We start from the raw sequence: 14,763 nt of genomic DNA, 5'->3' as shown, positions 1-14,763 counted from the left end.
ATAATATGGCGCAAAGATACGCTGTTGTAGATTTAGAAACAACCGGAAACCAAATTCAATATGATGAAATCATTCAAATTGGGATAACATTTATAGAAAATAACCAAATTACCGATACATATCATTCATATGTCAAAACGGATTTGGAAATTCCATCTTTCATTCAAGCATTAACCAATATTAATGAATTAGACTTAGAAGAAGCTCCGTACTTTGAAGAAATCAGTCAATCATTATTTAACTTGTTGAAAGATTGTGTATTTGTCGCGCATAATGTTCTATTTGATTTAAACTTTCTCAAATCTCATTTCGAAAAGCATCAAATACAATTTGAACCTAAATTAACAATTGATACGATGGAATTGTTTAAAATCGCATTTCCAAACGAAGAAAGTTATCAGTTAAGTGAATTGAGTCAATCGTTACAAGTTGATTTAAACCAAGCGCATAGTGCTTATGAGGATGCTAAAGCAACTGCACTATTGTTTATCAAAGCCATTGAAAAAATAAATGGTCTTCCGATTGATACGATTAAACAACTTTATTATTTATCTAAATCTTTAAAGCATGATTTAAAGGACGTTCTATTTGAAATTGTAAGAACACATCAAGGTGCCGAAACGCATAATCGCAATATTAAAAAGTACCAGAACATCCATTATTTAAAGCAAATGCCTATACGTCATTCAAGTGACCGTACATCAATAACACTCGATGAAGCTTATGATAGAATTCTTAAAACATTTAACTTCGATTATCGTAAAGAACAATATCAACTCGTTCAACAATTGTTTGATTCATTAATGCATAATGAGAATGCTTTAATTGAAGCACCACTTGGTAGTGGGAAATCGATGAGCTTTGTGCTCGCTGCATTATTGTATTATTTAGAAACTGGTGAACATATTCTCGTTTCAACACATACGAAGTTACTTCAAAATCAACTTCTAGAACAAGAATTTAATAAAGTCTTAAATGCATTAGATTTAGATTTAAAAGCGATGATTATTAAAAGTAAAGATCATTATATTTCGCTTGGTTTAATCTTGAATATTTTACAAGATGATACAGATAACTATGAAGCGACAATTTTAAAAATGCAGTTGCTTGTATGGATTCTTGAAACGGAAACAGGTGACATTGAAGAGCTCCATCTTAAAGGTGGTCAAAAAGTCTTCTTTGAACAAAAACGCACGACTTACGTTCCGTATAAAAATGATATACATTACTATCAATTTATTAAAGAGAGTGCGCAGCATGTAGAGATTGGTATAACAAACCACGCACACTTATTACAACATAGTACCGAAGATACCGTATATCAATTGTTCAAACATATCATTGTTGATGAAGCACATCGTATTCAAGATTACGCACTTAATCAAGTGACAGATGATTTAAGTTATCAACATATTAAATATCATCTCGGTTTATTAGGTAAAAATGAGCAAGAAAAATTATTTAAGCGATTAGATAAATTAGAAAATAGAAGAGTCATTGAGCAATATCCAATCGAACCAATTGATATATATCAACTGAAACGTGATATTGATTTACTGCACGAACAAAACGAACAATTATTTGATGATTTAATGGCTCAAATTTCAGATAAGCATCAAGAATCTCATGAAGATGACAAACAAATTCATTACTTCTATGATATTGATGTTGCAAATATATCTGAAATATTTAAACGACAAATTAGTACAATCAATCAAATATTATCTAGATTTAAATCATACTCACACGCACATGTTAAAGCGTTCAAAAAAGAGTTAATTTATATTTATCATCAATATACTAAAATTTATAACATGATTAAGTCTGGTCAAGTGCCATTCGTATCCATTAAGAAAATATCTCAGAAATCTACACTTTCACTTTTTGTTAAAAAAGCAGAAGTTAAAGATTTACTGAATGAAGTGTTTATAGAGCAATTCAATAGCAATATTTTCATTTCAGGGACATTAACTGTTAATCATTCATTTACATCATTTAAATCTATGTTTCCTGAAGACATTCAATTTAACACTTATTATTTAAATGATATTTACGACTTGAAAAATCAAGCAACATGTTTTGTACCGGAAAATATGCCGACTTATCAATATCATCAACAAGATGACTATATTGAAACGATTGTTAGTTATTTATCTACATTTGTGAGTGAAACAAATCAAAAATGTTTAGTACTGTTTACGAATTATGCGATGTTGTATCAAGCATACCGATACATGGAAGAACTTGAAATCTTTGATGATTATGTCGTCTTAATGCAGCAACAACATTCACACGTATACAAACTCGTACAACAGTTTAACCAATTTGATAAAACGATTTTACTAGGTACTTTATCATTCTTTGAAGGATTTGATTATCAATCTTCAGGTATTAAATGTGTCATGATGACGAAATTACCGTTTATACATCAGGATGATCCACGATACCATTTAATGAAAGATGAATTTGACAATCCCTTTAAAGACTTTGTCTTACCAGACGCAGTAACTAAGTTCAGACAAGGCATTGGTCGATTAATTCGAAACAAGCATGACCAAGGTTTATTAATTTGTTTTGATAGAAGAATATTAGATAGTAATTACAGTAAATATTTCATAAATGCTTTAGGTGAAATACCTGTTATCGAAGGTGATTTAAATAAATTCCAAGATAAACTAAGAAAATATCCAAACAGATAGCAGTTGTATGCATAATTTGATAAAATAACTATAGGTAATTTATTTGAATAGGAGAAATAATAATGAATATTACGATTAAACAAGCTAAAGATTATGTCAATCAAGAAGTGACAATCGGTGCTTGGATTGCAAACAAGCGATCAAGTGGGAAAATAGCATTTTTACAATTAAGAGATGGAACAGGATTTATGCAAGGAGTCGTTGTGAAAGCTGAAGTATCAGAAGACATCTTCCAATTAGCTAAATCATTAACACAAGAAACATCTGTTTATGTTACGGGTACAATTACAGAAGATGACCGTTCTAAATTTGGCTATGAAATGCAAGTAAGTGGTGTAGAAGTCATTTCAGAATCACATGATTATCCAATCACACCAAAAAATCATGGTACAGAATTCTTAATGGATCACAGACATTTATGGTTACGTTCTAAACGTCAGCATGCTGTTATGAAAATTAGAAACGAAATTATTCGTGCGACATATGAATTCTTTAACGAAAGTGGATTCACTAAAATTGATCCACCAATTTTAACAGGTAGTGCTCCTGAAGGTACAAGTGAATTGTTCCATACGAAATATTTCGACGAAGATGCATTCTTATCTCAAAGTGGTCAATTATACTTAGAAGCTGCAGCTATGGCGCACAATAGAGTATTTAGTTTCGGTCCAACTTTCAGAGCTGAAAAATCAAAAACAAGAAGACATTTAATTGAATTCTGGATGATCGAAGGCGAAATGGCATTTATGAAACATGACCAAAGCTTAGAAGTTCAAGAAAATTACGTTCATCACATCGTTAAAGCTGTGTTGGCAAATTGTAAATTAGAATTAGAACTTCTTGAAAGAGATACTTCTAAGTTAGAACAAGTTTCAACACCATTCCCAAGAATCACTTACGATGATGCCATTAAATTCTTACATCAAGAAGGATTCGATGATATTGAATGGGGCGACGATTTCGGTTCTCCTCATGAAACTGCAATTGCAAACCATTATGATAAACCAGTATTTATCATTAATTATCCAACAAAAATTAAACCATTCTATATGGAACCAAACCCTGAAAATCCAGACACTGTATTATGTGCAGATTTAATCGCACCAGAAGGTTACGGAGAAATCATTGGTGGTTCTGAAAGAATTAGTGATTTAGATTTAATTAATCAAAGAATTAATGAACATGGTTTAGATCCTGAAGCATATAGTTATTACACTGACTTAAGAAAATACGGAAGTGTACCACATAGTGGATTTGGCTTAGGACTTGAAAGAACAGTAGCATGGTTAAGTGGCGTAGAACACGTTAGAGAAACTGCACCATTCCCACGTTTATTAAATCGATTATATCCATAATAATATGCGAGTCTGGGAGCTGAATAGTGATCCCAGACTCTATATTTTTATAATGAAGTAGGTGAAAAAATGTATACAAGTGATATGTTAAAAGAAAAGCCAGTCGTTGTTCAAAGAGCTTTGTTTGATCATTATGCCAATTTAGGATTAAATGAAAAACAATTCGTTATCCTTATTAAATTGCTGGACCAAGAGAATGATCGTAACTTACAGCCTCCATTAGAAGATATCCAACGTGGCACGACATTATCTATACAAGAAGTGAGTCATATCATCAATCAACTCTCTCAATTAAAAATTATAGACATTAAAATTGAAAAAGATGACCAGCATAAATATAATGAATTCATATCATTTGATCCTATGTATGAACAACTCGCATTAATTAAAAATGAAGCAATGCAACAAGGTACAGTAGAAGATCAAAACTTAAAATTCAAGAAATTATTCCAAGAATTCGAATCCACTTTCGGTCGACCATTAACACCATTAGAAGTACAAACATTAAACCACTGGATTGATACTGATAAACATTCAAACGAACTCATCATGAGCGCGCTTAACGAAGCGCATAGTTTAGACAAACTCAGCATCAAATATATCGACCGTATATTATTAAATTGGAAGAAGAAGAACATCACGACTGTTGAATCTTCCAAAGAAGAAAGTGAAAAGTTTAATCAAACTAAAAAAGTAAAACAAAATGTTAATTTAATCCCGACTTTTGATTGGGTAAATGGGGAGAATCCTTATGATAAGTAAAAAGAAAGCATTAGAAATGATGGATGTTATTGACGAAATGTTTCCAGATGCTGAATGTGAACTCGTTCATGACAATCCATTTGAACTGACAATCGCAGTATTACTTTCTGCACAGTGTACAGACGTACTCGTCAACAAAGTGACGAAATCGCTTTTTGAAAAGTATAAAACTCCTGAAGACTATTTAAATGTAAGTTTAGAAGAACTACAAAATGACATTCGCTCAATCGGTTTATACCGTAATAAAGCTAAAAATATACAAAAACTTTGTCAGTCATTGTTAGATAATTTTAACGGTGTCGTACCAAGTACACATCAAGAATTAGAATCACTAGCTGGTGTAGGGCGTAAAACAGCGAATGTTGTAATGAGTGTAGCATTTGGGGAACCATCATTAGCAGTAGACACACATGTAGAGCGCGTATCTAAACGTCTCGCAATATGTAGAATTAAAGACAATGTGCGCCAAGTTGAAGATCGTTTATGTAGCATCATTCCAAGAGAAAGATGGACAAAAAGTCACCATCAGCTTATATTCTTTGGGCGCTATCACTGTGTAGCACGTAAACCGAAATGCGAAGTATGTCCATTATTTGCAGATTGTAGAGAAGGGCAAAAACGATTAAAAGCTGGGTTAGTAAAGGTTGAAGGCGCATGATACAAAAAAATGATTTCATAGAACTTGAACTACAAATAGAGCCACTTGTAAAAAATAAAAAGCTTAAAACAAGTGAAGCACATCAATTGTTAGATCAATATTATAGTTTGATCATCGCTTATATAGAACAAATCAATCAAATAGAAACATTTGATATAGGGCATATCGAAGAATATCCAGTTATACCAATGAATTTCGAAGAACGATACCACTATATAAACGAGAGAATATATCACTTTATGGGATATAGACAAATGGTAACACTGAAAGAAGAATTAATTAGAATGAATGCGAGATATCAGATTCAACTTAAAAGAGCCGCACAACGTGAAAGTGGAGAATAAAAAATATTATAATCAAAAAAGCATCACATCCTTTGCGGGATGTGATGCTTTTTCTATATCTTAGTCATCTTTCTCTTCTTTGGCAGCTTGTTTTGCTGCATCTGAGGTTGAACTACTATTGTCAGAGTCTGAATCTGATTCTTCTGTTGTTGGTGTTTCTGTCGTTTGTTCTTCAGTTGTTACGTTTTGATTTGTAGATGACTGTTGTTGTGTATTGTTTTGTTGCGTTCTAGATGTATTTGAATTTGTCTGTGGTTCGTTTGTTGTTACATTATTATTATTGTTTGAGAAGTTATAATTATTTTGCTGATTACGACTATTACCAGAGCTAGGTGCTGAGCTTGATGTTGTATTATTGTCTTCGTTACCTGCAACACTTAAGCTTTTACCGCTTCCTGTTACTGAATCAGGTCTTTCGAAGTCTGCACCGTCATAATTAGAGATTTCTGACATAACTTCATTGAATAATATTTGTGGTTTAATTTGTTCATCATGTCCTAAGAATGAGTTCTCACCGTATTCTTTAACTTTGTTGAAGCCCATCCATACTGACATAGTGTATTGTGGTGTATAACCTGTAATCCAAACGTCTTTCGCTGCATTTTCAGGTAATTGATATTCACTATATACTTCATCACCATAAGTACCAGTACCCGTTTTAGCTGCTACGTTCACACCGTTAATGCCATATCCATAAGCTGAACCGTATGCTTGGAATGTTCCTTTCAGCATTTCAGTTAACATGTATGCTGTGTAGTCTTCCATTGCTTTATGGCTTTCGCTTGAGAATTTGATTGTTTCATCATCTTGAGTGACAACTTTTCTAATTGATTTTGCTTCGTTATATGTTCCGCCATTACCCATAGTCGCAAATGCTGATGCTAATTGAGTAGGGGAGAATTCTGATTGTGAACCACCAAGTACTTCTGAAGGTCCAATTTCATCTTTATAATTTAAATTCACTTTAGAAGCAAAGTCTTTAACTGCTTTTTCGCCAGCGTTTTGGTTTGTTTCTTGCCAAGATTTCAATGCTGGAATGTTATATGATCTCGCTAATGCATCAGCCATTGTAACTGAACCGTGACCTTGACCATCATAGTTCTTGAAAATACTACCATTGATATTATATTGACTTTCATCCTGGAACTTATGGTTTGTCGCATATTGCATATTCTCAATTGCTGGTCCATAAGCTAATATCGGTTTAAGTGACGAACCAGTAGGATGAACGTCTGTTGCTTGGTTTCTATCAACTACATCTTTGTAATCTTTACCACCACTAATACCGACTAATTTACCAGTCTTCGTATCTACTATAGATGAACCAGTAATTTGGTCTTTATTCTTGTAGAATGTACCGTTATCAACTGACTCTTGTAATGTTTTTTGAACATCTTTATCCATGTTTGTGTAGATTTTAAGACCGCTCGTCATAATATCATTTAATGATTGACCTTTGAACGCTTTATTCTGAGTAATTTCTTGTTTAACATAGTTAATATAAGAAGCGTACTCATTGTCAGGTGTATCAGTCATTGCGTCGTTTCTTTCTTCAACTGTACGTTTAACTAAGTTCTTATCGATAGGTGTATCTTGTGCTTCTTTCATTTCTTTCTTAGTAATTCTACCGTGTCTTTCCATTAAATAAAGAACTGTGTCTTTACGTTTTTCAGCCGCTTCAGGATTATCATAAATGTTATATTGGTTTGGCACTTGTGGTAAACCTGCTAAGTAAGCTGTTTCAGCTAAGTTTAAATCTTTTAATTTCTTATTGAAGTAATATTTAGCTGCTGTTTGAGAACCGTAAATACCATCTGAGTAATAGATTTTGTTTAAGTACATTTCAAAGATTTCATCTTTAGAATATTCTTGTTCTAATCTATATGAAAGGTAAGCTTCTTGTGCTTTTCTTTCGATGGATTTCTTATCTGTTAAGAATGAACGTTTTACAACTTGTTGTGTTAATGTAGATGCACCTTGTGAACCAAAGCCACCTGTAAAGTTCTTCATAACTGCTCCAGATAAACGTTTGTAGTCTAATGCACCATGATCGTAGAAGCGATTATCTTCAGTTGCAAGTACAGCATCTTTCATCTGATCTGGAACATCGTCAAATTTAACATGTTCTCTCTTTTGTCCCATATAGAGGGTCGTGACAAGTTTATTATTTTTGTCATAAATTTTAGTTGGTAATTGGTCTTTAAGCGCACTTTCATTGAAAGCAGGAGCTTTCCAAGCATAATATGCAAATACGAGAACACCTATGATTACCATTGCTAAGAATGCTAGCACGAGAATACCGAACACCTTAATTATCGTCCTTTTGATATTCCTCTTCTTCTTAGGTTGTTCTTTACCATTTTTACTATTAGAAGCTTTTGATTGACTCATTTGAGCGCCTCACTTTCTGTTTTTATCAATTGATCAACTATTGTTATGTAGTTAATTCTTGGTTTAAATTGGATTGGTATTAAGTAACCATCAGTTTCAATCTCTTTAAGCGTGATGGACTTCTTGCCTCCAGATTTATATCTGTCCCAATATACCATAAACTTCCTAAAAGGCAATAAAAATACGCTATCATGATAGCTAAATTTTATCAACAAAAAACATATACCTTTTTGGTTTAATACTTGTTCCATATGTGATACTTGGTGATCGTGGATATTATTTAAAGGGAAACTTGTTTTATTTTTCGTTTCCTTAGCTTCAAAATCAATATAGTATCCATTATAAACACCGTTATAATCTGTTGTTGAAGGCTTTCTAAAATACGCTTCTTTAATGACAGCTTTTTGTCTTTTAGGGTAGTCAACATCAACGATTTGAATAGGTGTCGGTTTCTTATGAATAACTGCTATATTTTCTAATCTGAAGTATTCATTGGATTTATCAATTTCCTCCTCTAATCTCATACCCCGTTTACCATATTGTATTCTACTATATTTAGGGTCATCTTGGATTGAGACTTTAGAAGTATTTTTTGTTACTTTTTTTCCGTTTGGATAATTCAAATTCATCACCTAGCTTCATATCATAAAACTCTAAATATTATACCTTATTTCATTATAAGTTACAAAAGTTTTTTATGATACATAAATATTCTAGAACTTTTCTAGTTATGTTATCATTTTATCGTGAGCACATTTAAAATACAAACTTCATTAATAGTAGGTGTAGCGATGATACAAGAACTTTTAAATAAATTAAATAACATGTTAGATATATTTCAACACGCGAAAGACGATCATGAATACGACTTTTATAAAGATGTCGTACCATTTGTAGAACAAGTCGATGTTCTGCTAGACAAACTTGCTGTTCATCAAGATGCCGTATTGAAATTACAATATATGAATGAACAGAAATTCCAACTCTTAATTAGTAACTATAAAGAGTTGTCTGTAGAATGCCATTATAAACGTACAAGTAAGAAACTCTTCTTTGAAAAGCATAAAGCCGTACAACATGATTTAAATTATATTTATACCCATATAGGTGATTTATCATGACGTCTGTATATTTTACGGGATACAAACCGTTTGAACTGAATATTTTTAAAAATGATCAACCAGAAGTGAAAGTCATCAAAGCATATCTTAAAGAAATCATTGAGCAAGAAATAGAAGAAGGTATGGAGTGGGTCATTATTTCAGGACAATTAGGATTTGAACTTTGGGTAGCAGAAGTAACAATTGAAATGAAAAATAAATTCCCTCAATTGAAACTTGCGATATTGACACCATTTTTAAATCACTATAATAAATGGAACGAAACAAACCAGCAAGCTTATCAAAATATTGTTGCACAAGCAGACTATGTTAATGCGATTCATCAAAGTGAGTATCAAGGTGGGTTCCAATTTCAACAAGCCAATGAATTTATACTCGATAATACCGATAAGACAATATTATTTTATGATGATGAACAAGAAGCATCACCTAAATACTTCAAAAGTAAGTTAGTTGATTTTGCTGAAAAGACAAACTATACTTATAATGTTATTACATTCATGGATTTACAAGACTTTATGGAATTTAATTATAATAATGACAACGAATCATATTAAATGAGGTGTAAAAATGGCTGATTTAGCATTAAAGCTATCTGCAAAAGATATTTATGAAAAAGAATTCGAAAGAGGTTTAAGAGGTTTCAAAACTGAAGAAGTAGATGCTTTTTTAGATGACATTATTTCAGACTATCAAAAAATGGCTGATTTAAATAATGAAGTCATCAAATTGACAGAAGAAAATTCTAAACTTAAAAAAGAAATCGAACAGTTAAGAATCCGTGTCGCGTCAGGCAGACCACAAGGCTCTCAACAATACAATTCTAATAATGTAGATATCTTGAAACGAATTTCTAATCTTGAAAAAGCAGTATTTGGCGAATAAATGATAGTTATTTAACGCTGTTTATGCTATAATTCTTTGTTGAGTGGTATTTCGGATAATCGCTACGTTAAGTAGAGGAAAGTCCATGCTCACACATTCTGAGATGAATGTAGTGTTCGTGCTTGGCGAAACAATAAGCCAGGGCAAATAATTGACGGCAATGAAATAACCTAAGTTAGTAATAATATGGTTAAAGTAGTTTGAAAGTGCCACAGTGACGTAGCTTTTACAGAAATGTAAAAGGTGGAACGCGGTAAACCCCTCGAGTGAGCAATCCAAAATTGGTAGGAGCACTTCTTTGACGGAAATGAACGGAATAAGAAGGTATGTAATCATACAGACAGATGATTATCACTGGCGTACGAGTGTAACTAGTACACGTTAGCAGTACTAAAGGACAAAACATGGCTTACAGATTTATCACTTACTAGTGTCGCTCTCCCAAGTAGGAGAGCTTTTTATTTGTAAATAATGATAATTTAAATATAAAGGAGTATATGCATGTATCAATTACTCGCTACTAGTCCAATGGGATTAGAATCAATTGTTGCTAAAGAAGTTCAAGAATTAGGATATGAAACAAAAGTAGAAAACGGTCGCGTACTTTTCGAAGGTGATGAAACAGCAATCGTTAAATCAAATTTATGGTTAAGAACTGCTGACAGAGTCAAAATCGTAGTAGGACGATTCCATGCAACAACTTTTGATGAATTATTCGAAAAGACGAAATCATTACCATGGGAAGATGTAATTGGCGCTCAAGGTATGTTCCCAGTTCAAGGTAAAAGTGTTAAATCTAAATTATTCAGCGTATCCGACTGTCAAGCAATCGTTAAAAAAGCGATAGTTGAGAGATTGAAACATGCGTATCAAATTAAAGGTTGGATCGATGAAACAGGTAGCAAATACCAAGTTGAAGTATCATTGCTGAAAGACGAAGCTTTATTAACAATCGACACTTCAGGTTCAGGACTTCATAAAAGAGGTTACCGTTTAGCACAAGGTGACGCACCTATGAAAGAAACATTAGCTGCAGCACTTGTTAGATTAACAAATTGGAGCGGTGAAACACCATTTATAGATCCATTCTGTGGTTCAGGTACACTTGCAATAGAAGCAGCACTCATCGCTCAAAATATTGCACCAGGATTTAACCGTGAGTTTGCGAGTGAAGATTGGGATATCATACCAGAAGGGTTGTATGACCAATTAAGACAAGAAGCAGATGAAGCGGCATTATATGATAAAGAAATTAATATCATAGCAAGCGATATCGATCCTAAAATGGTTGAAATTGCGAAAGACAACGCAACAGAAGTTGGGTTAGGGGACATCATTCAATTTAAAGTTCAAGATGTTCATAACCTAGAAGTACCAGAAGGACCCGTTTCAATAATTGGGAACCCACCATATGGCGAACGTATCGGTGAACGAAGTGAAGTAGAAGCAATGTACAAACACTTAGGCGAAATCATGAAACAAAACGACCAAGCATCATTATATATGCTTACAAGCTATAAAGAATTCGAACCATTAGTAGGTAAGAAAGCCACAAAAAGAAGAAAACTCTTTAACGGCTATATCGAATGTACGTACTATCAATATTGGGGCAAACGAAATAAATAGATAGTAAGAAAGAGGAAACCACCTGCAGAGCAGGTGGTTTTTTGGTTTGGAGAATAGTGGGGATGTATGGTTTGGACTAGATTTAATATCTCTTGGCTTAAGTTGGACGTTAAGCCATGACTTGGGTTATCTCTTGGCTTTATTCAGACATTAAGCCACGACTTAGACGATCTCTTGGCTTTATTAGGACATTAAGCCATGACTTGGCTCATCTCTTGGCTTTATTCAGACATTAAGCCATGACTTGGCTCATCTCTTGGCTTTATTAGGTCGTTAAGCCATGACTTGGACGATCTCTTGGCTTAATTAGAGCGTTAAGCCATGACTTGAGCTGTCTCTTGGCTTAATATGGACGTTAAGCCATGACTTGTACTATTTCTCGACTAATCACCATACTTATCCAACATATTAGACTAGAGATATTCATTACAAACACCACCCAACCCCCACAAAAGAAGACTGGCAACGCATCTTCTAAAGATTTGTTGCCAGTCTTCCTATTATTCATCATTGTATGAAAGTTCTTAGTTAAATATATTAATTTAGTATTACCAAAGTTTGCCTTCTCCTAATCCTTTGGCTCCTGGTGCTGGATCTGTGAACATTTGTCCGATAGGGACTGTATATGCGATTAAGATAAGCAATACTGTCACGATGATTAAGAATCTCCAGTTCTCAACAAATTTAATGACTGGTTGTTCTTCGTCCAATGCTTCTGATACTGGATATTCTTCTTCGCCTTTAGGTGATAAGAAGGCTAAGTGTATAAACACCATTACGACTAATATTATAGAAATAAATAAAATTGTTCCCCCAACTGCTTGTAGTACTTGATATGGTATCCATTCAGCAGCTTGTTTAGCACCGCCATATTCTGAATATGTTGATCTTCTTGGTGCACCTTTTACTAATCCAACATAGTGCATTGCGCCACTCATAATTGTCATACCGATCGCCCAAGTATAACCTTGCATAAGTGCTAATTTATTTGTGAATTTAGTTAGTTTTCTACCTGTACAATGAGGTATTAACCAGTACATAATTCCAAAGAATGTCATGATGACCGCTGAAGCGATTGTTAAATGGAAGTGTCCAGTTACCCAAATTGTATTGTGAATTAATCCGTTCATTTGTGCAGATGCGTTTACTAATCCACCTGCGCCACCTGGGATAAAGGCTAACATACCTAAGAATGGTAATACGAATCTTGCGTCATTCCATGGTAAAGATTTAAACCATGTAAACAATCCTTTATAGCCTTTAGAACGACCGTAATTTTCAAATGTTGCAAACAAACTAAATGCTGTCATCAATGAAGGAATGACAACCATAAACGTTAATACAACTTGTAAGTATTTCCATGTATCATCAATACCTGGTTCAACTAATTGGTGATGTATCCCAACAGGAATACTGAAGAATAAGAATAGCATAAATGACATTCTTGCTAAATTGTCTGAGAATGCTTTTGCACCAATAATTTTCGGGATAATTGCATACCAACACATATAAGCTGGTAATAACCAAAAATAAACAAGTGCATGACCAAAATACCAAAATAATGTTCTACTTAATGTTACGTCTACTCTTTCAACTAAACCTAATGACCAAGGAATTAATTGAAGAAGTACTGTTGCAGCAACACCTAATGAACATACAATCCACATTACCCCGTTAATTGCTACCATGTAGCTCAGTAGGGGAGATTTCTTACCTGGATTCTTCTTCTTAAACTCTACATATTTTAAAATTTGTCCAACTGTAGAAATCCAGCTACCTACAACAACAAGCGCCATACCAATATAGAAAATAGCATGTGCTTTTAATGGTGCATAAAAAGTATATAAAACAGTGGCTTTGTTTAATAGAACCATTGTTGCTGCCATGAGCGTACCAATAATCATTACCCAAAATCCAACCCAACCGAACTTTCTTTGTACAGACGTTAAATGTCCAGATGTCTTAGCTACTGCAGAAAATTGAAAGCCTAAGATAAAGAAAGTTGTCAGTACCAATGCTAATACGATACCGTGCACTGTTAAGATTTGATAATAAGAAATTTGTTTAGGTAATTGTAAATATCCTGATCTTACTAATGTTTGTAACAAACCTGCTAATCCCCCAAGGACTAAACAACCAATAGCTACATACATATGCGCCATTACAAGTCTGCTATCATTCTTATTTAATCGTGTTATCATTTTTTATCCACAACCTTTATCATCGACTTCATATCTGCATGTCCGATACCACAATATTCATTACAGATGATTAAATATTCGCGTTTCTCATTGAATGTCTTGTAATATTCACTAATATGTCCAGGTTCTAACATCATGTTGACGTTTGTGCCTGGTAAACTAAATCCATGCAAAGTATCTTTACTTGTCGCAATGATTTTTACTTTTGAACCTTTAGGAATTTCGACTTTACCCGGCTGATAATTGAAAGCTGAAGCAAGAATAACTAATTCATAGTCATAATCTTTGCCGCTAACTTTGTGTAAACCTGGTTTGTTGAAAGGTTCGATTTGATCGACTTTATCAGGATTAACATAGTCTCTACCAGAAGCGGCTGGCGTGTGTCCATTATGCAAACCTGTAATCATCAAAATTGTTAAGAAAATGACTAATGAGCTTATGCCGACTTTTAGCCATAACTTTTCGTATTTATGCACAGATTTCACCCCTTAAATTCTTACTAAAAATAAAATAAAACAAATTACCCATAATACTGCAAAGATGCCTCCCAATGTGAAAACTGAATACAGTGTGCCTCTTAAATCCAGATCATCATGAGAGTGGTCATCAGTCTTCTTGTTTAGGTCATTATTTTGGACTGTCATTTTATTCATCCTTTCTTATATTCTCTTCATTATTTATAATAGAATAGAGATTAAAAAATTAATGTGATGTAAATCAC

13 protein-coding genes and 1 other RNA gene are annotated in these 14,763 nt (G+C 33.4%); 10 read left to right on the top strand and 4 right to left on the bottom strand.

The genetic code is table 11. The annotated features are described in order from the left end of the window. Nucleotides 1-5 precede the first annotated feature (5 nt). The 5 genes from LQ679_RS00805 to LQ679_RS00785 all read left to right on the top strand — a co-directional run bounded on the left by LQ679_RS00805 (nucleotide 6) and on the right by LQ679_RS00785 (nucleotide 5,818). Nucleotides 6-2,699, top strand: a complete 2,694-nt coding sequence (locus tag LQ679_RS00805) for a helicase C-terminal domain-containing protein (protein WP_191835581.1) — start codon at nucleotides 6-8, stop codon at nucleotides 2,697-2,699. 62 nt (nucleotides 2,700-2,761) lie between these two features. Further along, complete coding sequence (asnS, locus tag LQ679_RS00800) at nucleotides 2,762-4,054, top strand: asparagine--tRNA ligase (RefSeq protein WP_025905487.1); 1,293 nt, start codon at nucleotides 2,762-2,764, stop codon at nucleotides 4,052-4,054. 69 nt (nucleotides 4,055-4,123) lie between these two features. Further along, a complete protein-coding gene (locus LQ679_RS00795) occupies nucleotides 4,124-4,816 on the top strand; it encodes a DnaD domain-containing protein (RefSeq protein WP_191835580.1) in 693 nt (230 codons plus the stop codon). Beyond that, entirely contained in the window at nucleotides 4,806-5,474 is a 669-nt protein-coding gene (nth, locus tag LQ679_RS00790) for an endonuclease III (RefSeq protein ID WP_025905489.1), read from the top strand. The genes LQ679_RS00795 and nth overlap by 11 nt, the downstream gene beginning before the upstream one ends. Next, entirely contained in the window at nucleotides 5,471-5,818 is a 348-nt protein-coding gene (locus LQ679_RS00785; RefSeq protein ID WP_191835578.1) for a YpoC family protein, read from the top strand. Before nth ends, LQ679_RS00785 begins: the two co-directional genes overlap by 4 nt. A gap of 60 nt (nucleotides 5,819-5,878) precedes the next feature. On the opposite strand, the gene LQ679_RS00780 is transcribed toward LQ679_RS00785, so the two are convergent. Both LQ679_RS00780 and recU read right to left on the bottom strand, forming a co-directional pair. Beyond that, nucleotides 5,879-8,209: a transglycosylase domain-containing protein gene (locus LQ679_RS00780; RefSeq protein ID WP_037588136.1), complete on the bottom strand. Its 2,331-nt coding sequence runs from the start codon at nucleotides 8,207-8,209 to the stop codon at nucleotides 5,879-5,881. After that, entirely contained in the window at nucleotides 8,206-8,832 is a 627-nt protein-coding gene (recU, locus tag LQ679_RS00775; RefSeq protein ID WP_037588134.1) for a Holliday junction resolvase RecU, read from the bottom strand. Before recU ends, LQ679_RS00780 begins: the two co-directional genes overlap by 4 nt. A 168-nt stretch (nucleotides 8,833-9,000) precedes the next feature. Between recU and LQ679_RS00770 the strand changes: the two genes are divergently transcribed. The 5 genes from LQ679_RS00770 to LQ679_RS00750 all read left to right on the top strand — a co-directional run bounded on the left by LQ679_RS00770 (nucleotide 9,001) and on the right by LQ679_RS00750 (nucleotide 11,841). Further along, nucleotides 9,001-9,330 carry a DUF1798 family protein gene (locus LQ679_RS00770; RefSeq protein WP_126477463.1) on the top strand — a complete coding sequence of 110 codons (330 nt, stop codon included), beginning with the start codon at nucleotides 9,001-9,003 and terminating at the stop codon, nucleotides 9,328-9,330. Continuing rightward, a complete protein-coding gene (locus LQ679_RS00765; RefSeq protein WP_037588131.1) occupies nucleotides 9,324-9,887 on the top strand; it encodes an SLOG family protein in 564 nt (187 codons plus the stop codon). The genes LQ679_RS00770 and LQ679_RS00765 overlap by 7 nt, the downstream gene beginning before the upstream one ends. 13 nt (nucleotides 9,888-9,900) lie before the next feature. Next, nucleotides 9,901-10,215 carry a cell division regulator GpsB gene (gene gpsB / locus LQ679_RS00760; RefSeq protein WP_239761939.1) on the top strand — a complete coding sequence of 105 codons (315 nt, stop codon included), beginning with the start codon at nucleotides 9,901-9,903 and terminating at the stop codon, nucleotides 10,213-10,215. Nucleotides 10,216-10,262: 47 nt separating this feature from the next. Further along, nucleotides 10,263-10,632, top strand: an RNA gene (gene rnpB / locus LQ679_RS00755) — RNase P RNA component class B. An 84-nt stretch (nucleotides 10,633-10,716) separates the two neighbouring features. Beyond that, nucleotides 10,717-11,841, top strand: coding sequence for a THUMP domain-containing class I SAM-dependent RNA methyltransferase (locus LQ679_RS00750; RefSeq protein ID WP_191835577.1), 1,125 nt, complete (start codon nucleotides 10,717-10,719; stop codon nucleotides 11,839-11,841). Nucleotides 11,842-12,389: 548 nt separating this feature from the next. On the opposite strand, the gene LQ679_RS00745 is transcribed toward LQ679_RS00750, so the two are convergent. Both LQ679_RS00745 and LQ679_RS00740 read right to left on the bottom strand, forming a co-directional pair. After that, nucleotides 12,390-14,042, bottom strand: a complete 1,653-nt coding sequence (locus LQ679_RS00745; protein ID WP_126477460.1) for a b(o/a)3-type cytochrome-c oxidase subunit 1 — start codon at nucleotides 14,040-14,042, stop codon at nucleotides 12,390-12,392. Continuing rightward, nucleotides 14,039-14,518 carry a cytochrome c oxidase subunit II gene (locus LQ679_RS00740; protein WP_025905838.1) on the bottom strand — a complete coding sequence of 160 codons (480 nt, stop codon included), beginning with the start codon at nucleotides 14,516-14,518 and terminating at the stop codon, nucleotides 14,039-14,041. Before LQ679_RS00740 ends, LQ679_RS00745 begins: the two co-directional genes overlap by 4 nt. Nucleotides 14,519-14,763 lie beyond the last annotated feature (245 nt).

The sequence above is a fragment of the Mammaliicoccus sp. I-M35 genome, assembly GCF_022386455.1.
GTDB classification, from domain to species: Bacteria; Bacillota; Bacilli; order Staphylococcales; family Staphylococcaceae; genus Mammaliicoccus; species Mammaliicoccus sciuri_A.
The sequence above is the reverse complement of the archived record's forward strand: the minus strand, read 5'-3'. Positions and strand labels throughout refer to the sequence as shown.